This is a genomic window from Rhizobium sp. BR 362, from assembly GCF_036528765.1.
In the GTDB taxonomy this organism is placed as follows: Bacteria; Pseudomonadota; Alphaproteobacteria; order Rhizobiales; family Rhizobiaceae; genus Rhizobium.
Map to the genome: position 1 here is coordinate 252,586 of NZ_JARWGH010000004.1, position 20,095 is coordinate 272,680.

Annotated in this window: 20 protein-coding genes and 1 pseudogene; 9 read left to right on the forward strand and 12 right to left on the reverse strand. The window is 62.2% G+C overall.

Features of this window, described 5'->3' with window-relative positions:
- Nucleotides 1–57 precede the first annotated feature (57 nt).
- Both QDY28_RS07810 and QDY28_RS07815 read right to left on the reverse strand, forming a co-directional pair.
- Nucleotides 58–954 (reverse strand): LysR family transcriptional regulator, encoded by an 897-nt coding sequence (locus QDY28_RS07810; protein WP_331381126.1) that lies wholly within the window; start codon nucleotides 952–954, stop codon nucleotides 58–60.
- A gap of 123 nt (nucleotides 955–1,077) precedes the next feature.
- Nucleotides 1,078–1,842, reverse strand: a complete 765-nt coding sequence (locus QDY28_RS07815; RefSeq protein ID WP_331381127.1) for an SDR family oxidoreductase — start codon at nucleotides 1,840–1,842, stop codon at nucleotides 1,078–1,080.
- A gap of 119 nt (nucleotides 1,843–1,961) precedes the next feature.
- On the opposite strand from QDY28_RS07815, the gene QDY28_RS07820 reads away from it, so the two are divergent.
- A complete protein-coding gene (locus tag QDY28_RS07820) occupies nucleotides 1,962–2,867 on the forward strand; it encodes a LysR family transcriptional regulator (protein ID WP_331381128.1) in 906 nt (301 codons plus the stop codon).
- Here QDY28_RS07820 and QDY28_RS07825 read toward each other — a convergent pair whose 3' ends face one another.
- Complete coding sequence (locus tag QDY28_RS07825) at nucleotides 2,868–3,743, reverse strand: LysR family transcriptional regulator (protein ID WP_331381129.1); 876 nt, start codon at nucleotides 3,741–3,743, stop codon at nucleotides 2,868–2,870.
- A gap of 96 nt (nucleotides 3,744–3,839) precedes the next feature.
- Between QDY28_RS07825 and QDY28_RS07830 the strand changes: the two genes are divergently transcribed.
- The 5 genes from QDY28_RS07830 to QDY28_RS07850 all read left to right on the forward strand — a co-directional run bounded on the left by QDY28_RS07830 (nucleotide 3,840) and on the right by QDY28_RS07850 (nucleotide 6,864).
- Nucleotides 3,840–5,123 carry an MFS transporter gene (locus QDY28_RS07830; RefSeq protein ID WP_331381130.1) on the forward strand — a complete coding sequence of 428 codons (1,284 nt, stop codon included), beginning with the start codon at nucleotides 3,840–3,842 and terminating at the stop codon, nucleotides 5,121–5,123.
- A gap of 14 nt (nucleotides 5,124–5,137) precedes the next feature.
- The gene (locus QDY28_RS07835) at nucleotides 5,138–5,524 is read left to right on the forward strand and encodes a VOC family protein (RefSeq protein WP_331381131.1); all 387 of its coding nucleotides are present in this window, start codon (nucleotides 5,138–5,140) and stop codon (nucleotides 5,522–5,524) included.
- Nucleotides 5,525–5,646: 122 nt separating this feature from the next.
- Complete coding sequence (locus tag QDY28_RS07840) at nucleotides 5,647–5,988, forward strand: ArsR/SmtB family transcription factor (protein WP_331381132.1); 342 nt, start codon at nucleotides 5,647–5,649, stop codon at nucleotides 5,986–5,988.
- Nucleotides 5,972–6,460, forward strand: coding sequence for an SRPBCC family protein (locus QDY28_RS07845; RefSeq protein ID WP_331381133.1), 489 nt, complete (start codon nucleotides 5,972–5,974; stop codon nucleotides 6,458–6,460). Before QDY28_RS07840 ends, QDY28_RS07845 begins: the two co-directional genes overlap by 17 nt.
- Nucleotides 6,460–6,864: a GFA family protein gene (locus tag QDY28_RS07850; RefSeq protein ID WP_331381134.1), complete on the forward strand. Its 405-nt coding sequence runs from the start codon at nucleotides 6,460–6,462 to the stop codon at nucleotides 6,862–6,864. Before QDY28_RS07845 ends, QDY28_RS07850 begins: the two co-directional genes overlap by 1 nt.
- 10 nt (nucleotides 6,865–6,874) lie before the next feature.
- Here QDY28_RS07850 and QDY28_RS07855 read toward each other — a convergent pair whose 3' ends face one another.
- The 7 genes from QDY28_RS07855 to QDY28_RS07885 form a co-directional block, all read right to left on the reverse strand.
- Nucleotides 6,875–7,543, reverse strand: a complete 669-nt coding sequence (locus QDY28_RS07855) for a spermidine synthase (protein WP_331381135.1) — start codon at nucleotides 7,541–7,543, stop codon at nucleotides 6,875–6,877.
- Between the two features lie 126 nt (nucleotides 7,544–7,669).
- Nucleotides 7,670–9,331, reverse strand: a complete 1,662-nt coding sequence (locus tag QDY28_RS07860) for a urocanate hydratase (RefSeq protein WP_331381136.1) — start codon at nucleotides 9,329–9,331, stop codon at nucleotides 7,670–7,672.
- A 255-nt stretch (nucleotides 9,332–9,586) separates the two neighbouring features.
- Nucleotides 9,587–9,916: a TfoX/Sxy family protein gene (locus tag QDY28_RS07865; protein ID WP_331381137.1), complete on the reverse strand. Its 330-nt coding sequence runs from the start codon at nucleotides 9,914–9,916 to the stop codon at nucleotides 9,587–9,589.
- A gap of 18 nt (nucleotides 9,917–9,934) precedes the next feature.
- Entirely contained in the window at nucleotides 9,935–11,035 is a 1,101-nt protein-coding gene (locus QDY28_RS07870; RefSeq protein WP_331381138.1) for a DUF917 domain-containing protein, read from the reverse strand.
- 3 nt (nucleotides 11,036–11,038) lie between these two features.
- Nucleotides 11,039–12,313 carry a Zn-dependent hydrolase gene (locus QDY28_RS07875; RefSeq protein WP_331381139.1) on the reverse strand — a complete coding sequence of 425 codons (1,275 nt, stop codon included), beginning with the start codon at nucleotides 12,311–12,313 and terminating at the stop codon, nucleotides 11,039–11,041.
- Nucleotides 12,313–13,695: a dihydroorotase gene (locus QDY28_RS07880; protein ID WP_331381140.1), complete on the reverse strand. Its 1,383-nt coding sequence runs from the start codon at nucleotides 13,693–13,695 to the stop codon at nucleotides 12,313–12,315. Before QDY28_RS07880 ends, QDY28_RS07875 begins: the two co-directional genes overlap by 1 nt.
- Nucleotides 13,696–13,721: 26 nt before the next feature.
- Nucleotides 13,722–15,305: an aromatic amino acid lyase gene (locus QDY28_RS07885; RefSeq protein ID WP_331381141.1), complete on the reverse strand. Its 1,584-nt coding sequence runs from the start codon at nucleotides 15,303–15,305 to the stop codon at nucleotides 13,722–13,724.
- Between the two features lie 166 nt (nucleotides 15,306–15,471).
- Between QDY28_RS07885 and QDY28_RS30975 the strand changes: the two are divergent.
- Nucleotides 15,472–15,554 (forward strand): annotated as a pseudogene (locus QDY28_RS30975) (DHCW motif cupin fold protein); the annotation flags it as partial.
- A 35-nt stretch (nucleotides 15,555–15,589) separates the two neighbouring features.
- Here the strand turns inward: QDY28_RS30975 and ubiB are convergent.
- Both ubiB and ubiE read right to left on the reverse strand, forming a co-directional pair.
- Nucleotides 15,590–17,164 carry a 2-polyprenylphenol 6-hydroxylase gene (gene ubiB, locus QDY28_RS07890; protein ID WP_331381142.1) on the reverse strand — a complete coding sequence of 525 codons (1,575 nt, stop codon included), beginning with the start codon at nucleotides 17,162–17,164 and terminating at the stop codon, nucleotides 15,590–15,592.
- A 62-nt stretch (nucleotides 17,165–17,226) separates the two neighbouring features.
- Nucleotides 17,227–18,003, reverse strand: coding sequence for a bifunctional demethylmenaquinone methyltransferase/2-methoxy-6-polyprenyl-1,4-benzoquinol methylase UbiE (gene ubiE / locus QDY28_RS07895; protein WP_331381143.1), 777 nt, complete (start codon nucleotides 18,001–18,003; stop codon nucleotides 17,227–17,229).
- A 143-nt stretch (nucleotides 18,004–18,146) separates the two neighbouring features.
- Between ubiE and mutM the strand changes: the two genes are divergently transcribed.
- Together mutM and QDY28_RS07905 are read left to right on the forward strand one after the other, a co-directional pair.
- Nucleotides 18,147–19,037, forward strand: a complete 891-nt coding sequence (mutM, locus tag QDY28_RS07900; RefSeq protein WP_331381144.1) for a bifunctional DNA-formamidopyrimidine glycosylase/DNA-(apurinic or apyrimidinic site) lyase — start codon at nucleotides 18,147–18,149, stop codon at nucleotides 19,035–19,037.
- 110 nt (nucleotides 19,038–19,147) lie between these two features.
- A complete protein-coding gene (locus tag QDY28_RS07905; protein WP_331381145.1) occupies nucleotides 19,148–19,921 on the forward strand; it encodes an enoyl-CoA hydratase in 774 nt (257 codons plus the stop codon).
- The last annotated feature ends 174 nt before the right edge of the window (nucleotides 19,922–20,095 follow it).

Genomic DNA, 20,095 nt, shown 5'->3' on the forward strand with positions numbered 1-20,095 from the left:
TGTTTTTATGCCCATGAACCTAAGCCTTTGGTGCATAATAGGCAATCGGCAGCAGTGTCAGCCGAGAATGTCGACGCAGAAATCGATGAAGGCGCGCACCTTTGCAGGCACGTGATGACGGAATGGGTAAAAGGCGTAAAGCGGATAAAGCTCGTCCTTCCAGTCCGGAAAAAGGTCGACAAGCTCTCCGCGGTCCAGAAAATCCGTGATGCCAAGCGTGAAGACCTGAGCGATGCCGAGGCCCGCAAGACAGGTTCCGAGCGTCGTTCCGGCATCGTTAACCAGGATGCGGCCGCGCGTCTCGACCGGGATGACCTTGCGTCCGCACCGGAACTCCCACTCGAATGGCCGTCCCGTCCGAGGATCCTGATAGTGGATGCAGAGATGGTTCGCGACGTCGGCCGTCGTTTTCGGTCGGCCATAACGCTCGATATAGGCGGGTGCGGCGACTGTGATGACGCGCGTTTCCAAAAGCAGTCGGGCAATCAGTGAGGTCTGCGGTGGCTCGCCGAAGCGCAGGGCGACATCCATGCCGTCGGCCACGAGGTCGCCGATCTCGTTGCGGGTCAAAATCTCGATCTGCAGGTCGGGATAGAGGTCTAGGAAGGCGCCGAGCCGCGGCGCCAGGACGAGGCGGGAAAAATAAGGATCGACATTGATGCGCAGGCGGCCGCGCACGGATTGAGCGACGCCGGCCACCGTCGTCGCCGCCTCCTCTATGCCGCCCAGCAACGGCACCACCTGCTCGTAGAAGCGAGCGCCATCATCCGTCAGCCGCAGCGCCCGCGTGGTGCGATCGAGCAGGCGCACGCCGATGCGCGCCTCCAACCGCGAAACTGCCCGACTGACTCCGGACGGCGTGAGGCCAAGCGCTTCGGCCGCCCGCACGAAGCTACCGCCCTCCACCACGGCCGTGAGCACGCTGACGCCATTCAGCAATCGTCCGTCGAACATTGTCCATCCATGATTTTCCGTCAGCAATCATGAAGCGGCGGCGCATTTCAGTCAAAGTCTTTCGGATGCGGAAAGGCCGCGGAGGAGAGCTCCGCGGCGTTTCTTCAGTCACTCCCTGCGCGGTCAGGTACGCGTGATCGAGGCGCCCCCATCGACCAGCGATGCCGTGCCGGTGACGAAGCTTGCGTCGTCGGAGGCAAGGTAGAGGACCGAGCGGGCCAGCTCGTCGGGACCAGCGACACGCTTCAGCGCATGCAGATTGGTGATGAAGTTCTGCTTGTCGGGGGTGTCGTTCATCTCACGATACATGTCAGTATCGACGGCACCCGGCAGCACGGCGTTGACCCGCACATTCTGCGGGCCGAATTCGGCCGCGAGCGCCTGCGTTAGGCCGATCAGGCCGGACTTGCTGGCGGCATAGGCGGCAACGCCGGGAAAGGCAAAGCTGTAGCCCACAAAGGTCGATGTGAAGATCACCGAACCGCCGCCATGCTTGACCATTTCGCCGATCTGGTGCTTTGCGGCGAGGAAGGAAGCGGTCAAGTTGATTGCGAGCGTCTCAGTAAAGCTTGCCTCCGAAACCTCGGTGCTGGGGCCAGCTTCACCAAGCGTGCCGGCATTGTTGAAGGCGATGTCAACCCTGCCGTAGCGCTCGACGGCGAGGGCGACCAAAGCCTTGTGATAGTCTTCCGAACGCACGTCGCCGGCAAGCGCGGCAGCTTCGCCGCCAGCGACCTTGATTTCCGCAACAAGGCTTTCCAATTCGGCTCCCCTGCGGGCGCCGACGATGACCTTGGCACCTTCGGCAGCGAAGAGTTTGGCTGTGGCGCGGCCGATGCCGGAGCTCGCGCCAGTGACGATTGCGACCTTTCCATTCAAGCGGTTCATTGTTCCATCTCCTGTGTGAGGACGTGTCTGTCGTTCCGTCCGATGGGTAGAGAATGGTGTTTTTCGATCGTTCGGATTAGTCTTCTAATCATGGAATTCGAATTCGGGATTGCCGAACGATGCTCAAGATTGAAGGAATCGCTGCTTTTGTGGCCGTTGCCGAAGCGGGATCGATCAGTGAAGCCGCGCGCCGGCTGCGCCTGTCGAAATCCGTCGTCAGCGAGCGGTTGGCGGAGATGGAGAAGACGCTCGGCGCCACGCTGCTGCATCGTACGACCCGCAAGCTGGCGTTGACGGAAGACGGTACCGCCTTCCTGGAGCGCGCATCGAGGATCGCGCACGAGGTGCGGGAAGCGGCGGCCGACCTGGCCAAGCGGCGCGGCACATTGGCAGGCCCCTTGCGCATTGCCGCCCCTGTCACCTTCGGCCGCATGCATCTCGGCCCGGCGCTCTATCCTTTCCTGGTCGATCACCCCGAAATCGAACTGACGCTGGATCTGGACGACCGTCGTGTCGATGCTTCCTCGGACGGTTATGACGCCATCATCCGCCATGGGCTGATTGCCGATTCACGCCTTGTCGCGTGGAAGCTGGCCAGCAGCCGTCGCCTACTCGTGGCGTCACCGGATTATTTGAGCCGTCACGGCACGCCCGCATCGCTGTCCGATCTCGAAAACCATCGCGGTATTTTCTACACCAATCGCGGCGTCGCCGATTGGCGGTTTCAAGGATCGGACGGCGCCGTCATCGTCAGAGGCAAGTTGGCACTCGGCATCAACAATGGCGATATGTGCCGAGATGCGGCGATCGCCGGGCTAGGTATTGCGCTGCTGCCGGCCTTTATTGTCGGTCCAGCGATCAATCAAGGGCAGCTTGTGGAAGTCGATGTCGGCTACAGGCCGGAAGCCGAATTCATCTTCATGGCCCATCCCGAGGGGCGCAATCCCTCGGCCAAACTGCGCGCCATCGCCGATCATCTGAAGAAGACATTCGGCGATCCTCCCTATTGGGAGCGGAGCACGTAACTATGCAATCAGGCTCATGAGATTGGCGACCACAGGCGATCGCTGTGCCTTGAGGCTCGCAAGGCCGAGCCGCGCCACCACCGGCGGCCCGTCGATCGGCCGGTAGGCGACGCCATCGAGCTTGATCTGCGCGATCGAAGCCGGAACGATGGAAACGCCTAAGTTTGCGGCGACGAGATTGACGACGGAGGGGATCTGCGGCGCCTCCTGCGTCACGACGAGTTCGAAACCGGCTTCTCGGCAGGCCGCGACGATATCGTCATAGAGGCTGAGCCCCACCATGCGGGGAAAAAGAATAAACGGTTCGCCGGCCAAGGCCGCGATCGGCAGGCGCTCCCTCTTCACCAGCGGATGATGCGCCGGCAGCGCAATCAGCATCGGCTCGTCGGCAAAGCGCTTCAGGCGCACATCCCGCGGGTCTTCCAGGCCCGGCCGGATGAAGGCTGCGTCGATCTCGCCGCGCATCAGCCGCTCCATCAGCGCATTGGTGTTCATCTCTGTGAGCGACAGCCGCACTTCCGGCCAATGGCCGCGAAATTCCCGGATGGTCGCCGTGACGATGGTGTTGAAGGCGGAAGAGGCGGTGAAGCCGAGCGCCAGGCGGCCAATTTCGCCGCGATTGGCGCGCTGGGCAGCAAGCTTGGCTTTTTCAGCCGCGTCCACGGCGGTTTTGGCCTCGGCGAGAAAAGCCTCTCCCGCCTCTGTCAGTTCCGCCCCATGTGGAACACGGTGAAACAGCATCGCGCCCACCTCGTTTTCGAGATCGCGGATCTGCTGGCTGAGCGGCGGCTGGCCGATACCGAGTTTGGCAGCGGCACGCGTGAAATTTCCCGCTTCTGCAAGCGCCAGAAAATAGCGGATATGACGCAGCTCCATCGCTATCTCCAAAACCTATTGAGATCGTCTGTGCCATATATTGGACTAATGAAGCCGGCCTGACTAGATTTGATTGCAAGAAAGGTTGTGTGCCCCATGTTCCGCGCCGCCAGCAAGCAGCAAATCATTGCCTCCGAAGTCCCGTCCCGTACCGAATTGACGCTCGTCAGGAATGAGCCGCCGACCGAGGCCCGCCAATTCCTCACGCGCGGCACCCCTGCCTTCCGCCGTGCGACCATCGCCCTGTTTCTCTCTGGCTTCGCCACCTTCTCGCTGCTCTATTGCGTGCAGCCGCTGATGCCGATCTTCTCCGAGGATTTCGGTGTCACGCCGGCCGCAAGTTCGCTCTCGCTGTCGCTTTCGACCGGCTTCCTGGCCTTTGCGATCTTCGGCGCGGCTGCCGTTTCCGAAAGCCTCGGCCGCCGCAGCCTGATGTTCATATCGCTGCTGGGTGCAGCAATTTGTACGCTCGTCTGCGCGGTGTCGCCGAGCTGGCATATGCTGCTCGTCGTCCGCGCGCTCGAAGGCTTCCTGCTGGGCGGCGTACCGGCCGTTGCCATGACCTATCTGGCCGAGGAGATCGAGCCGCGCGGCCTTGGCGGCGCCATGGGCCTCTATATCGCCGGCAACGCCTTCGGCGGCATGGCCGGCCGCGTGGTGACGGGTACAATCGCAGAACTTCTGAGCTGGCGGCCGGCGCTGGCCGCCGTCGGCATTCTCGGCCTGGTCGCCGCCATCGGCTTCCTCTATCTTCTGCCGCCGTCGCGCAACTTTAGCCCGCGCAAGGGGTTCGACGCTGCTTTCCACCTGAAGGCCTGGGGCGGCCACTTCCGTAACCCGGCGCTGCCGCTGCTCTTTGCCATCGGCTTTCTCGTCATGGGTTCCTTCGTCACGGTCTATAACTATGCCGGCTTCCGCCTCGTCGCCGATCCCTATGATCTCAGCCAGACCGAGCTCGGCCTGATCTTCACCGCCTACCTCTTCGGCATCGGTGCATCCTGGGCGGCGGGCCTGCTGGGTGACCGCATCGGTCATTTCGTCGTGCTGCCGGTCGGCGTGCTGATCGCGGCACTCGGCGCGGCGGTGACGCTGTCCAGCTCCTTGCCGCTCATCATTCTCGGCATCGTTCTGGTGACGATCGGCTTCTTCATGACCCATTCCGTCGCCAGCGCACTGGTGGGACGTCTTGCCCGGAGCTTCAAGGGCCACGCATCCTCGCTCTACCTGCTCGCCTATTATCTCGGCTCCAGCATTGCCGGCTCGGTCGGCGGCTATTTCTGGCTTGGCGGTGGCTGGAATGATGTGATTGCCTTTATCCTCGTCATGCTGGCAATGTGTCTGGTCAGCGCCCTTGCAGTTGCCAAGCTGGCGCGTCGTTGAGCCAGGAGGCTGCCATGATCCGTATCGACCATCTCGATCATCTGGTTCTCACGGTCGCGAGCATCGATGAGAGCTGCGATTTTTATGCCCGGGTGCTCGGCATGGGCGTCGAAAGTTTCGGCGACGGCCGCAAAGCTCTCACCTTCGGCAATCAGAAAATCAATCTTCACCGCGCCGGCCACGAGTTCGAGCCCAAGGCCGAACGGCCGACACCGGGCTCGGCCGATCTTTGTTTCATCAGCACCACGCCGGCGGATGACATCATCGCTCATCTGAGAGCCGAGAGCGTCGCGATCGAGGAAGGTCCCGTTCGCCGGACCCGCGCGACCGGCCCCATTCTCTCGGTCTATTTCCGCGATCCGGACAGCAACCTGATCGAAGTGTCCAATACACTCTCCTGAAATCCGACGGTCCGCCTGAAGGAGCGCCCTCCAAGCCTGCCCCCGAATGCGTCTCTTGACTTGCGCAACTTCGACCTATATTAAACCGACAAGTTAATTAACTTTGTGGTTTATTATTCGGCATGGATACGTTGAGCATGACCCTCTCGGCCCTGGCCGATCCCACTCGCCGAGCCATCCTTGCGCGGCTGGCAAGTGGTGAGGCATCTGTTTCCGAGCTTGCCGAACCCTTCGACATGTCGCTGGTCGCGGTTTCCAAGCATCTGAAAGTGCTGGAAAAAGCCGGCCTGATCTCGAAAGGCAGGGAGGCGCAGTGGCGGCCCTGCCGGCTGGAACCGAAGCCGCTCCGGCAGGTGGATGACTGGCTGGAGAGTTACCGGCAGTTCTGGAACGACAATCTGGATCGTCTGGAAGCCTATGCGGCGCTATTGCAAAAGGGAGGAGCGGATGACCCCAGCCAATGACGGCGGCAGCGGACGCTCGTTACGCGAGATCGTGCTGACCCGCGACATTGCCGCGCCGCGCGCCCTGCTGTTTCGCCTCTGGACGGAGCCGCAGCATCTAATGCGCTGGTGGGGACCGCAGAACATGACGGCGCCATCCGTCTCCGTCGACGTGCGGGAAGGGGGCGCCTGGCGGCACTGCATTCTCACCCCGGACGGTAGGGAATATTGGAGCCACGGCCGCTATCTGGAAATCGTTCCGCCCGACCGCCTGGTCTTCACCTTCGCCTGGGAAAACCAGGAGGGCAGGCCGGAGCATCCAATGCAGGTTACCGTGGAATTTTATTTGCTTGGCGAGAAGACGCGCCTCGTCTTCCGCAAGGTCGAACTGCCCGATGATACCGAACTGAAGCTGCAGACCGGCGGTTGGGAACAGGCTCTCGACAAATATGTCGCCTACGCAGAAGCCACCTCAAGGGAAGGATGCGAGTGATGAAGAAGACCTATCATGGAAGCTGCCATTGCGGCGCCGTCAGCTACGAAGCCGATCTCGATCTGCAGGGCGGCACCTTCAAATGCAACTGCTCGATCTGCAAGAAAAAGCGCAATTGGCTGGCCGTGGCAACACCGGCGGATTTCCGCCTGATCTCGGGGGAGGACAGCATCGGCGAATATCAATTCGGTCAGCGCATCCTGCATCACCTCTTCTGCAAGACTTGCGGTATCAGCTCCTTCAACTGGGGTGAAAATCCGGCACTCGGCGGCAAGTTCTATGCGATCAGCATCAGTTGCCTGGACGATGCCACCGATGAAGAACTCGCCAGCCTTCCGATCGGCTATTTCGACGGCCGCGACGATCGCTTCGATCGTGCGCCGGAGGAAACGCGGTATCTTTAGAGCGCGAGGCTCAGGCTTTCACGGCGAGCCAGATGACATGCCGCGCGCCGCTCTTGCCGTTGGCGCGCGTATTGACCACCTCGGCAGCAAAACCGCTGTCGCGCAGCCGCCGCGTGAAACGCTCGTCAGGTCCCGAAGACCAGACTGCCAGCACGCCGCCGGGACGCAAGGCGTCGCGCGACGCCTTGATACCCTGATAGTCATAGAGGCCGTCATTGGCCTCGGACGTAATGCCGTCCGGACCATTGTCGACATCGAGCAGAATGGCGTCATAAGCCGCCTTGCGGGCACGGATGAGCGGACGCACATCGCCCTCATGAATGGCGACACGCGGGTCGTCGAGGCAGCCGTCGAAGACCCCTGCCATCGGCCCGCGTGCCCAGCTCACGACAGCCGGAACCAGTTCCGCGACCGTGACCTTGGCGTCCGCATCGAGTTCGCCGAGGGCCGCCCGCAAGGTAAAGCCCATGCCGAGGCCGCCGATCAGCACATGCGGCGCCTTCCGCCCCTTGATCTTCTCGCAGGAAAGCGTCGCAAGCGTGCCCTCGGAGCCGCTCAACCGGCTGTTCATCAGCTCGTTGGTGCCGAGCATGATGGAGAATTCCTGGCCGCGCTGTTTCAAGCGCAGCTCGCCGCCACCGGGGATTTTCGCAGTGTCGAGCAAGGTCCAGGGGATCACGGGCAACTCTCCAAAGCAATTCCAGGAAAAGTGTGTAGCGGTTTTCCGTCGGGAATTGCGTGTAAAACAGGTCGTCATGAATTGCCCGGGACCATAGTCTTTCAATGTCGCCAAGAACAGACGCACTTATCCCAAACGGATATAGGGCACATCCTTTTTCGCAACTTCGTCCAGCGCTTCCTCATAGCCGGCATCGGCATAGCGCATGACGCCAAGCGCCGTGTCGTTGGTTAGCGCGTGATCGAGCCGTTCATCGGCGGCGGGCGTACCGTCGGCAACCACGGTGACGCCGCAGCTCGTCATGTAGCCGGCATAGCCGCCGCCGCCGGAATGGACGACGACGAGATCGGCCATGGACGAGCAGAGCATCATGGCGTCGATTAGCGGCCAGTCGGAAATGGCGTCGGAGCCGTCCTTCATGCGCTCGGTCATGATGTTCGGATGCGCCATTGCGCCGGCATCGAGATGGTCGCGCGAAAAGGCGATCGGGCCTTCAAGCTCGCCGCCTGCCACAAGCTCGTTGACGCGGCGGGCAAGCGCAGTGCGCTCGCCATGGCCAAGCCAAGCGATACGCGCCGGCAGCCCTTCGAAAGGCACATGCTGGCGGGCGAGGCGGATCCAGTTGGTGATGATCTTGTTGTCGGGGAACATCTCCAAGAGAAGATCGTCGATGCGGGCGATATCGCTTTCCTCGCCCGAAAGCGCCATCCAGCGGAACGGGCCGATGGCGCGGCAGAAGAGTGGCCTGAGATAGGCTTCGGTGAAGATCGGGATATCGAAGGCATTGGCGACGCCGCCTTCCTTCGCCTGGGTGCGGATCAGGTTGCCGTTGTCGAAGACTTCGGATCCTTTTTTCTGAAAGTCCAGCATGGCTTTCACATGCTCGACTATCGAGGCGCGGCTTGCCGCCATCAACTGTCCCTGGCCGTCGTCGCGCAGGTCTTTGACCTGGCTCAGGCTCATGCCCTTGGGCACATAGCCATAGACGAGATCGTGGGCCGAGGTCTGATCAGTGACGATGTCGGGCACGATGCCGCGCCGTGCGATCTCGGGATAGATTTCGGCCGCATTGCCGACGAGGCCGACGGAAAGCGCCCGCTTCTCCTTGACGGCTGCATCGATCATCGCCAGCGCGGAATCAAGATCGGGCGCGATCTCCTGCAGATAGCCGATTTCCTGGCGCTTCCTGGCGCGCTCCGCATCGATGTCGACGCAGAGGATCGCGGCCCCCGCCATGCGTCCAGCGAGCGGCTGCGCGCCGCCCATGCCGCCGAGGCCCGCTGTCAGCACGAAACGGCCGAAGAGATCGCCGTCGAAGCGGCGCTCGGCGATGCGCATGAAGATTTCATAGGTGCCCTGGATGACGCCCTGGCTGCCGATATATTGCCAGGCGCCAGCGGTGAGCCCACCCCAGCAGATCAGGCCCTTGCGCTGCAGCTCGTAGAAGACTTCGGCCTTCGCCCATTGCCCGACGATATTGCAGTTCGCCATGATGACGAGCGGCGCCTTGTCATGCGTGCGGATGAGGCCGATCGGCTTGCCGGACTGGATGAGAAGCGTCTGGTTCTCATCCATTTCGGTGAGCGCCTTCACGATGCCCTTATGCGCTGCCCAGTTGCGGGCCGCCTTGCCGAGGGCCGCATAAACGACGAGATTATCCGGATCTTCGCCGACCGAGAGCACGTTTTCGAGCAGACGCAGCAGAGCCTCCTGCCGCCAGCCTTTGGCACGCAGCTCCGGGCCGCCCGGGATGGGGAATTTCGGGTGACGTGGATTGGCTTTCGGCATGTTCTGGTCCTCGTGTTTAAGTGTTCTACCTTCTCCCCCACGGGGAGAAGGTCGCGCGTAGCGCGGGTTGAGGGGGCGTTGCACCGTAAGGCTTATTCTCCCGTATCACCGGTCCTCCGCTTTCCTTCTGGGCGTTCGTCGCTACGATCGATCCAATGGATCGATCGTTCCAGCTTTGCTGGACCGCTCCTCACCCCCCTCATCCGACCCTTCGGGCCACCTTCTCCCCGTCGGGGAGAAGGAGATGTCCCAACCTCATTTCGGCGGCAGGCCTTCGACGAAATTCAGCGCGGCCAGAAGCAGCCGCTTGCGCAGCATGTCGTTGCCATAGGCCTCTGGCCCGGCGCGCACCCATCCCTGCATTTCCCGGCTGCCGGACAGCATGGGTTTAACGTCGGGCTGCTCCAGCGCCCAGGCATCGTTGCCCTTGCCGAGGCGGATCAGCATGCCGTCTTCGCGGGCGCCGCAAAGCAGATGGCCGTTGAGTAGAAAGGCCCAGCCGCCGAACATTCCTTTTTCGCTGAGCCCGGGTCGTCGCCCAAGCTCTTCTCTCAGCAATTCCTCGAGACCTGCGTCACGGGCCATTTGCACCTCCCGCGCTTCTCAGCCTTTCTTGGCCGCCAGAGCGTATTTCGCGATCTCGATCCCCATGGCCTTTTCGACGGAGGGATAGACAGTCGGATCGAGCACGCTCGCCGAAAGCGGAATGATATCCATCGGTACATGCAGGATGAAGACATGCATGCCCTCGTGCAGTTGGCCGACGCTCAAGGGCTCGCCTTCCGGCGACAGCGTAGTGATGACGGAGGGGAACGTCGCGAGGCGCTTGCCGCCGGTATCTTCGATGGCCATGTATTCGTTCATCACATGCATGATGACCGCCTTGTCGCCGCTGCCGACCATGATGGTGCCGATGTCGAAGGCTTCCTTCGTGTAGACGACATCCTTCCTGGTGATCGTGCCCTCGGCCAGAATGTGGCCGCCGGTGGTCTTGCAAATGGCGTCGATGACCGCGCTGCCGCCCTTCTTCTCCGCTTCGATGATCGCTTCACCGAGCGAGAGCGCCATGGAGATGCCACCCAGCGCCGCATGCGTGCGGACATAGGAAGCGCGCAGCGGATTTCGGCAGGAGGCGATAAAGCCGCCGGACTGGTCGGACGCGGCGCGCAGGATCGGCGAAATCTTCGCCGTCGCGCCCTTCACGACCAGCTCGATATAGCGGTTTTCGGCGCGGTTGCCGCCGACGGCGGTCTGGATCATCTGCTCGGGCGAACCCGCCATGCCGATCGAGCCCATGTCGCCGGTCGGATGGGCGCGGATGTCGCCGACCGCGTCCACCACCTTCGTTCCGAGAATGGCCGATGGCAGCCAGCCATTCAGGGTCGAGGACTTGCCATTCTGGCCGATGATGAGGCCGGAGAGCTTCTCGCCGAGTTCGTCCTGGAGGAGCTGCACGGCCTTGACGTAATCGATGCCCTGCATTTCCCAGGGGGTGGTGGAGGCCGGCGCGCCGATGGCGGCTGCGGTTGCGATCCAGTCGCTGTCGTTCAGTTCGTCGATCGACACCAGCTCCGGCTTGCCGACATTGACGGCCGCATAGCCAAGCATGCGGCCGTGATCGGCCCAGCCGCCACCGCCTGCGGCATAGACGGAACCGCCTTTGACGGCCGCTTCCACATCCTTGGCAACGAGTACGCGTCCCATCGGCTACTCCCCGGTCTGTTTGAGATTCTTGTCCATGTCGCGCACCGCTTCGAAGAGCACGGCGGTGCCCATGGCGATGTCGTCAATCTCGGCCCATTCCTCGGCGCAATGGCTGCGGCCCTCCTTGCAGGGGACGAAGATCATCGCCGCAGGCGCGACCTTGGCGATCCAGGCCGTGTCGTGGCCGGCGCCGGAGGCCATGCGGCGATGCTTTGCGCCGACTGTATCGCAGGCGCGCTCCAGCGTTTCGAGCAGGACGGGAGCACCCGGCGTCGGAAAATTGTCGGAGACGCGGACCGGCGGCTTGATCGTCACTCCGTAAGTTTCCGCTATCCGTTGCACCGCACCGTCGATCCAGGCGAGGAACTCTTCCATGTCGCTGCGGATTTCGGCGCGGCCGTCGATCAACAGCACCACCTTCGAAGGCACGACATTGGCCGCATTCGGCTCGATGCGGAATTCGCCGACAGTGGCAGCAAAATGGCCCGGCGTCTTCGCCTGCTCGGCTGCTCGGCTCCGGATGTCGAGCACGAGCTGCGATGCTGCCACCAGCGCATCGGCGCGCCGGTCCATCGGCGTCGTGCCGGCATGGTCGGCGCGGCCTTCCACGGTGATCTCGATGCGCGTGATGCCGGCGATCGCCGTGACGATGCCGACATCCTTGTTCTCAGCCTCCAACACGGGACCCTGCTCGATATGCAGCTCCAGGAAGCCGGCGAGATCCGGCCGCTTCTGAGAGAGCAGCACCGAAGGATCGCCGCCAACCTCGGCAATCCCTTGCGAAAGCGTGCGGTCGCCGCTCACGCGGGAGAGCCATGCCTCGGGGATCTGCCCGGTCATACCGCGGCTGCCGATGCAGGATACGCCGAAAATACTGACTTCCTCGGCCAGAAAGTCGACGATCTCCAGATCATGATCCAACTCGATATCGCGATCCCTGAGGGAACGCGCGACTTCCAGCGCGGCAATCGTGCCGGCGATGCCGTCGAAGCGACCGCCATCGGGCACGGTGTCGGAATGCGAGCCGACCAGGATCGTGCCGAGGCCAGGTTTGGTGCCAGCGCGGCGGCCGATCAGATTGCCGGCGGCGTCGATGCGCGTTTCCAGTCCGGCCGCTTTCATGCGTGCTTCAATGTAAGCACGACCTTTCAGAAATAGCGGCGAGAAGGCGCGGCGTGTCCAAGGGTGATCGGGCTCGGTGATCCCCGCCAGAGCCTCGATATCCTCGGCGATGCGATCGGCGTTGACGGGCAGGTTGTGGCGTTTCGGTTGATTCATCAGGCAGTCTCTCCGGCGATAATCTGGCGAGGAAGCGGGCGGACAAATCTGCCGCTGCCCGGCTCGGCCAATACTTTATTTCTGTCGGCAATCTGCTTGCCTCTCAGATAGGTGGCGGATACCGTCCAAGGCAGGCGGATACCGTTATAGGGGCTCCAGCCAACGACGTTGTTACCGCTCGAAGCGGCGTCGTAGACGGTTTCTCGCGGTTCCAGCACGACGATGTCGGCATCCTTTCCCGGCGTCAGCGCGCCCTTGATATGGTCGAGGCGGAAATGCCTGGCGGGGTTCTCCGCCATCAGCTTCGCCGCCCAGGTCAGCGACACGCCGCGTTCGAGGGCACCCTTGACGAAGAGTGGTACCATGATTTCGAGGCCTGGAACGCCCGATGCATTCGAAAGCATATCCGGATTGGTCTTGCGGTTTTCCGACCAACTGACATGGTCCGTCGAGACGAGCCAGACATTGCCTTCCGCCACCTTGCGCCACAGCGTCTCCACTTCGGCGCGCGGGCGGATCGGTGGATTGATCTTCGCCTTGCCGCCAAGGCGCTTCACGTCGTTTTCCTCGTCCAGCGTCAGGTAGTGGATGCAGCATTCAACCGTTGCCTCGAAGCCGTCGCGGCGGTAAGCGCGGGCAATATCGTAGCCGCGGCCGAGAGAGCAATGCACCACATGCGCGGGGCAGCCGGTGTTCGCGCCCGTTTCGAAGATTGTATGCATGGCGAGCAATTCGGTGATCGGCGGACGCGACAGGCCGTGGGCGCGATAGTCGGTAATGCCGCTCGCCTTCACCTGTTCCATATAGGTGCGAACCGCTTCATCGTCTTCGTTGTGCACGCCCGCCGTCAGTCCGGTCGGTGCGATGGCGGCAAAGCAGGCGTCGAGCAGGGCAGGCGGGATGCGCGGGAAGCGCTTCGGGTCCGTGCCGAATGTCGAGAATTTGAAGGCTGCGACGCCAGCCTCCACCATTTCGCGGATGCGCGCCGGGCCTTCTTCCGGGTCGACGGTGCCGTAGAGCGCGAAGTCGACGCGGGCTTGCGGAGCGGCATGATCGATCTTCTTTTTCACCGCCACTGCCGAGCAGACGAGATTGCCTTCGTCATAGGGCATGTCGACGATGGTGGTAACGCCGCCGGCTGCCGCCGAACGGGTCGACCAGATGAAATCCTCCTGGTCCTTCTGAGAGAGGGAATGGACCTGCGCATCGATCGCACCGGGCAGGATCAATGCCTTTCCGAGGATATGCCGTTCGTGCGCTGCAGGTGGGATGCCGATGCCAATCTCGGCAATCTTGCCGTCACCCACGGCGACATAACCCTCTTCCACGATGCGTTCGGGAAGAACCACGGTGCCCTGCAGAACGAGATCGAAGTCAGCCATATCCAGTCTCCCGCTCACCGGTTTGGTCAGATCACGACAGTATCGCGATAAAGCCGCTCTTCGACCCGCTCCAGCGAGCCGAGCGCGAAGAAATCATCATAGGCGAGGATCGGCGCCTGGGCGATCATTTCGGACACGAAGGCCTCTGAACCCAATTCCTCTTCGATCGCTTCAACTTCAGCCGACAGCGGCCGGTCGACGACATAGAAATCGGCATGTTTGCGCACGACATCATAGAGCATGCGCGCCACACCTTCCGGCCTGTCGCCGAGAATGTCGATCGCCTGCGCCGAGAGGAGGGCTTCCAGCGCTGCAAGGCGCTTCAGCGCCCGCATCTGCCGGTCGAAACGTTCGATCACCAGCGGCAGGAAGGCGGCTTCGTCCTCCATGCCGGCGGCAACCACCAGCGACTGCGCCGAGACCGGATTGGACATGGACAACACCCGCGAGAAGATCTCGCCGGCAAGCTTGATGATCGGGCCGAATCCGGTGGCGATCCTGCCTTCCGGGACGAGATTGACCGGCAGGCCCCGCCGCTGGCCGTTGCCGAGCAGGACGCAGCGGTTGAAGGCATTGCGCGCCGCATGCGCCATGCAGATGACCGCAGCCTCGAGCAGGATCGTTACATCGAGTGGCAGCGAGCCGCCCGACGTCATGACGCGGCCGTCGACGATGACGGGATTGTCGTCGGAGCGGCCCGTCGCCGCCAGGATCTTGTGACCGGCGGCCAGCAGATTTTCGATTACTGCGCCGAAGACTTGGCCGATCATGCGCAGGCTCAACGGGTCCTGCACATGCGTCGCGACGGGCCAAGGCCATTCTTCGGAGGCGTTGCAGAGCCAGGAGCCGATCAGCGCTTCCCGCGCCGTACCGACATGGCGTACCGCATGCCAGGGATCGCGCGAGGCACCGAGCGCGCCGGCTGCCATCATGCCGGTCGCGAGCAGAACGCGGATCGAGGAGGCGGCATTGCGGGTCGTCTCGGCAGCCGCCGCGAAACTGACGGCGTTGACGCTGAGCGAAGCCAGGCTGTCGCGCGGCAGCATTCTCACCGGCTTGATGCCGGCGGCCGCAAAAGCATCCGCCGCCTGCATGCGCCGACCGTGATAGACGGCCTCGCCGACCCCGGTCAGCACCGCGCCGATCTGGCCCATGAGGCCGATGTCGGCGCAGCCGATCGAACCGGTGCGGCGGACGACGGGAATGACATCCGCATGCAGAAGCTGGAGATAGGCGTCGATCAGCTCCGGCGAGCAGCCGACCCGGCCGGTCAGCGCGGTATTGACGCGGATCGCCATGGCATTGCGGACGACGGACATGGAAAAGGGCGCCCCCGTGCCGAAATGATGGGCGCGCACCAGCCCGAGATTGAAGGCGTCGAGGTCTTCCGGCGACCATTCCACATCCTTCATTGCCCCGACGCCGGTGGTCGAGCCATAGACGGGCATGCCGGACTCGATCGTGCTTTCGAGAACTTCGCGTGCCGCACGCACGCGCACCAGGCCGCTTTCCGATGCCGAGGGCATCACGACACCCGCGCCGATCCGCACCAGATCGCTGAACCCCAAGGGTTGTCCGGTGAGTTCGATGCCGGCTTTCTGACGCTCCATCTTGGCTGTTCTCCTTTCCCGCAAGGTTATGCGAGCATGATCGATAATGGGATATCCCAAATATCGAACACCTGCCATGCCGTTGCGAGCAGAAGTACATGCAAATCGCGCAGCAGCATCATCGCCGAACGAGCGATCCGTAGGATGGGCGGATATCGATCCTTAGGGCATGAGCTCTCAAGTGTCCGATTTCGGCGATGCAGCGCACCGGTCAACGACCAAGACAGGGCCAAGTTGTTCATCGTCGACCAAAATTGCGCAACGGCGCGGTCACGGAAAAAAGGTCAGCTCAACAGCCATGCAATATAAAGCAGCACGAGCGCGATAATCCAGAGCGCCAGGCGTCCGGAACGGCTGTGCCGGGCCTCAGCCTTGCCGATCGCCTCCGCCGTCTGCGGATCGAAGCGCAGACCATTTTCGCTCATGGCAAGGAGTTCGTGGTGGAATTTTTCGGTCTTGGCTGCGATTTCGGGCACGGCTTCGGCAAGTTTGACCGCCGCCTTCAAACCGTCCTTCAGGTCGGTTACAATGCGTTTGGGTCCGAGATTGGTGCGGATCCAATCGCCGACGACGGGCTCCGAAGCCTTCCACATGTTGAAGCGCGGATTGAGCATGCGCGACACGCCCTCGACCACGACCATGGTCTTCTGCAGCATGACCAGCTCCGGCCGCGTCTCCATATCGAAAAGTTCAGTCACTTCGAAGAGCAGCGTCAGCAGCTTGCCCATGGAGATCGTCTCGGCCGGCTGGCCGTGGATCGGCTCGCCGATGGCGCGGATCGCCTGCGCGAAACTCTCGGTATTGTGATGCCCCGGCACGTAACCGGCCTCGAAATGCACCTCGGCGACGCGGATATAGTCGCGGGTGATGAAGCCATAGAGAATTTCGGCAAGGAAGCGGCGTTCCTTTTTGCCGAGGCGCCCAACGATGCCCATGTCGACGGCGACGATCTGTCCCTCGGCATCGACGAAGAGATTGCCAGGATGCATGTCCGCATGGAAGAAGCCGTCGCGCAGCGTGTGCCGCAGAAAGGACTGGATCAGCGTGTCGGCGAGCACGTTGAGATCATGGCCGGCTGCCTTCAGTCCCTCGACATCCGACATCTTGACGCCGTCGATCCACTCCATGGTGATGACGTCGCGGCCGGTGCGCTCCCAATCGACTTTGGGGACGCGGAAGCCCGGATCCTTCTCGGTGTTTTCGGCAATCTCGGAAAGTGCCGCGGCCTCGAGCCGCAAATCCATCTCGACCTTGGTGGTCTGCTCCAGCGTCCGCGTCACTTCGACGGGCCTCAAGCGGCGGCTTGATGGCATGAAGCGTTCCTGCAGATGGGCGACAAGATACATCGCCTTGATATCGTTCACGAAACGCTGGCGCACGCCGGGCCGGACCACCTTGACGGCAACGCGCTTGCGGCCTTGCGCAGTTTGCACTTCCGCCGGATGCACCTGCGCAATCGAGGCAGCGGCAATAGGTTCGTCAAAGCTTACATAAAGGTCGTCGAGCGGGCGGCCCAGAGACCCCTCGATCGCAGCCTTTGCCGCGGCATTCGGAAAGAAGGCCATGCGGTCCTGCAATTGCGACAGGTCATTGGCCATGTCGACGCCGACGACATCGGGTCGCGTCGCCAGAAACTGGCCGATCTTCACATAGGAAGGTCCGAGACGCTCGACCGCCTTGGCCAGGCGATCGCTGCGCGCCTGGGTCTTGGCGCGTTTGCGGGCAAAAATGCTGACGAAGGATTTCGCAAGGCTGACGGAGGGCGGCAGCCCCTCGGACGGAAGCGCGATCACCACGCCTTCGCGCACCATCACCCAGCCGACCCTGACAAGGCCGAAATATGCGTTGAAAGCACTCATCGGGTCTCAACGTCTCGCTGGATGCCAGCCGAAAACCGCGTCACATTCTTCGGAACCATGCGTCAGAGTTTCCAGCCGGAGTGCAGGGCGGCGATACCGCCGGTATAATTGGTAAAGCTCACGCGCGAAAAGCCGGCCTCGCGGATCATCGTCGCGAAATCCTGCTGGTTCGGGAATTTGCGGATCGATTCCACGAGATATTGGTAGGGTTCGGCATCGCCGGTGATCGCCTTGCCGAACTGCGGAATGGCGTTGAAGGACCAGGCATCGTAGACGCGGTCGAGCAGCGGCAGGTCGACTTCGGAAAATTCCAGCACCAGCAGCCGGCCGCCGCGCTTCAGCACGCGATAGGCTTCCTTCAGCGCCACATCGATATGCGGCACGTTGCGGATGCCGAAGGCGATCGTATAGGCGTCGAAGGAATTGGGCTCGAAGGGCAGTTCTTCGGCATTGGCCTCGACGAAGGTGAGGTTGTCGGTGAGCTTCTTCTTCTCGGCGCGCTCCGCGCCGACGCCCAGCATCGAGCCGTTAATATCGAGGACGGTCGCGTGCGCCAGCCGGTTCGAGGCCTCGACGATGCGGAAGGCGATATCGCCCGTACCGCCGGCGACGTCGAGGACCTTGTAGGCAGGATCCTTGCGCGGATTAAGCGCGGCGATCATCGCATCCTTCCAGGCCCGGTGCAGGCCCATGGACATGACGTCGTTCATAATGTCGTAGCGCTTGGCGACCTTGTGGAACACCTCGTTGACGAGGTCTTGCTTCTCGCCATCGGCCACTTCGCGGAAGCCATAGGATGTTTCCATGCCGCCATCGGCGGAGGCGCGGCTTTCTGCCATCAGCTCAACTCCGTTACATAAATAGGCGGCGGACCATAGCGAAATCGCGTTTGCCACGCTATCTCATGAGCCAGGTCACCAGCCGCAATGCCTTTGGGCTATAGCTCAGATCATAAGCGGTTGAAACATAAAGATGGATAGCAATGCCGGAATTACCAGAGGTCGAAACGGTCAGGCGCGGGCTTGCGCCCTCCATGGAAGGCGCGCTGCTCGCCGAACTGGAGTTGCGCCGCAACGATCTGCGCTTTCCCTTTCCGGCAGAGTTTTCGCGCCTCGTCTCCGGCCGCGGCATCACGTCGCTGTCGCGCCGCGCAAAATATCTTCTGATCGATCTCGACGATGGCATGACGATCGTATCGCATCTCGGCATGTCCGGCTCCTTCCGCATCGAGACTGGGGCGGCTGCCGGTGCGCCGGGTGACTTCCACCATCCGCGCTCGAAAGACGAGAAACACGATCACGTCATCTTCCATTTGGAGGGCGCCAATGGCCATGCGCGCGTCATTTACAACGATCCCCGTCGCTTCGGCTTCATGGACATCGTCCGGCGGGCGGATCTCGCCAGTCATCCGTCCTTCCGCGATCTCGGCCCCGAGCCGACCGGCAACGAATTGAGCGCCGACTATTTGGCCGAGCGCTTCTCAGGCAGGGCACAGCCGCTGAAAAGCGCGCTACTCGACCAGAAGAATATCGCCGGGCTCGGCAATATATATGTGTGCGAGGCGCTATGGCGTTCGCATCTGTCGCCGCTGCGTGCTGCCGGAACCTTGGTGGCCGAAGCCGGCCAGCCGAAAGAGGAATTGCTGAGGCTCGTCGTCGCGATCCGCGAGGTCATCGCCGATGCGATCGCAGCCGGCGGTTCATCATTGCGCGATCACATCCAGACGGACGGTTCGCTCGGCTATTTCCAGCATTCCTTTTCCGTCTACGATCGCGAAGCGGAGCCTTGCAGGACACCGGGCTGCGGCGGTACGGTCGCCCGCACCGTTCAGGCGGGGCGCTCTTCTTTTTATTGCGCCTCCTGCCAGAGCTAGAGCAATTCCAGGAAAAGTGCGAAGCGGTTTTCCGTCGGGAATTGCGTAAAACGAAGGGATAGAGCGGGAAAGTAAAACGCTGAGCCGCTCCAATTTGAAGGGAGAGACACATGGCCTATGAAACCCTCATCGTCGAAACACACGAGGCCGTGGGTCTCATCAGGCTCAACCGGCCGCAGGCGCTGAACGCGCTGAATTCGACGGTGCTTGCCGAATTGAAGCAGGCTTATGGCGCCTTTCATGCCGACGAGACGATCGGCGCAATCGTGCTCACGGGTTCGGAAAAGGCCTTCGCCGCCGGTGCCGACATCAAGGAGATGCAGCCGCTCGAATTCGCCGATGTTTATAAGACCGATTTCATCAGCGGCTGGGACGAGATCGCCAAGGCGCGCAAGCCCGTCATCGCTGCCGTCAGCGGTTTTGCGCTCGGCGGCGGCTGCGAGCTTGCCATGATGTGCGACTTCATCATTGCTGCCGATACAGCAAAGTTCGGCCAGCCGGAGATTACGCTGGGCATCATTCCCGGCATGGGCGGCTCGCAGCGTCTGACGCGCGCTGTCGGCAAGGCGAAGGCAATGGACCTGATCCTGACCGGCCGGATGATGGATGCCGCCGAAGCCGAGCGTTCGGGCCTCGTGTCGCGCGTCGTGCCGGCCGACAAGCTTCTCGAAGAGGCGCTGACCGCCGCTGCCAAGATCGCCTCGCTGTCGCGACCCTCGGTGCTGATGGCAAAGGAGGCCGTCAATCGGGCGCAGGAGATGACGCTGGAAGAGGGGCTGCGCTTCGAGCGCCGGCTGTTCCACAGCCTGTTTGCCACCGAGGATCAGAAGGAGGGCATGGCCGCCTTCATCGAGAAGCGCAAACCCGCCTTCAAGAACAGGTGAAAACGAGATTCCGGAATTGCGCGGGTTCCGTGAGAATCCGCGTTGACGCCGCCGCTCATTCCGGTTATATGCCCGCCACAGTTTGGAAAGCCGATCTGGTTTTCCGCAATTGCTCCCGCATTGCTGGATGAAGTGGCCGCAGGGCCCGCGCTGCACTGACGGAGCTATGTTCGA

Bases quoted from the DNA above. Each gene is read 5' to 3' on its own strand.
- QDY28_RS07810 (WP_331381126.1), bottom strand. From the start codon at position 954: ATGTTCGACGGACGATTGCTGAATGGCGTCAGCGTGCTCACGGCCGTG.
- QDY28_RS07815 (WP_331381127.1), bottom strand. From the start codon at position 1,842: ATGAACCGCTTGAATGGAAAGGTCGCAATCGTCACTGGCGCGAGCTCC.
- QDY28_RS07820 (WP_331381128.1), top strand. From the start codon at position 1,962: ATGCTCAAGATTGAAGGAATCGCTGCTTTTGTGGCCGTTGCCGAAGCG.
- QDY28_RS07825 (WP_331381129.1), bottom strand. From the start codon at position 3,743: ATGGAGCTGCGTCATATCCGCTATTTTCTGGCGCTTGCAGAAGCGGGA.
- QDY28_RS07830 (WP_331381130.1), top strand. From the start codon at position 3,840: ATGTTCCGCGCCGCCAGCAAGCAGCAAATCATTGCCTCCGAAGTCCCG.
- QDY28_RS07835 (WP_331381131.1), top strand. From the start codon at position 5,138: ATGATCCGTATCGACCATCTCGATCATCTGGTTCTCACGGTCGCGAGC.
- QDY28_RS07840 (WP_331381132.1), top strand. From the start codon at position 5,647: ATGGATACGTTGAGCATGACCCTCTCGGCCCTGGCCGATCCCACTCGC.
- QDY28_RS07845 (WP_331381133.1), top strand. From the start codon at position 5,972: ATGACCCCAGCCAATGACGGCGGCAGCGGACGCTCGTTACGCGAGATC.
- QDY28_RS07850 (WP_331381134.1), top strand. From the start codon at position 6,460: ATGAAGAAGACCTATCATGGAAGCTGCCATTGCGGCGCCGTCAGCTAC.
- QDY28_RS07860 (WP_331381136.1), bottom strand. From the start codon at position 9,331: ATGCCGAAAGCCAATCCACGTCACCCGAAATTCCCCATCCCGGGCGGC.
- QDY28_RS07865 (WP_331381137.1), bottom strand. From the start codon at position 9,916: ATGGCCCGTGACGCAGGTCTCGAGGAATTGCTGAGAGAAGAGCTTGGG.
- QDY28_RS07870 (WP_331381138.1), bottom strand. From the start codon at position 11,035: ATGGGACGCGTACTCGTTGCCAAGGATGTGGAAGCGGCCGTCAAAGGC.
- QDY28_RS07875 (WP_331381139.1), bottom strand. From the start codon at position 12,313: ATGAATCAACCGAAACGCCACAACCTGCCCGTCAACGCCGATCGCATC.
- QDY28_RS07880 (WP_331381140.1), bottom strand. From the start codon at position 13,695: ATGGCTGACTTCGATCTCGTTCTGCAGGGCACCGTGGTTCTTCCCGAA.
- QDY28_RS07885 (WP_331381141.1), bottom strand. From the start codon at position 15,305: ATGGAGCGTCAGAAAGCCGGCATCGAACTCACCGGACAACCCTTGGGG.
- ubiB (WP_331381142.1), bottom strand. From the start codon at position 17,164: ATGAGTGCTTTCAACGCATATTTCGGCCTTGTCAGGGTCGGCTGGGTG.
- ubiE (WP_331381143.1), bottom strand. From the start codon at position 18,003: ATGGCAGAAAGCCGCGCCTCCGCCGATGGCGGCATGGAAACATCCTAT.
- mutM (WP_331381144.1), top strand. From the start codon at position 18,147: ATGCCGGAATTACCAGAGGTCGAAACGGTCAGGCGCGGGCTTGCGCCC.
- QDY28_RS07905 (WP_331381145.1), top strand. From the start codon at position 19,148: ATGGCCTATGAAACCCTCATCGTCGAAACACACGAGGCCGTGGGTCTC.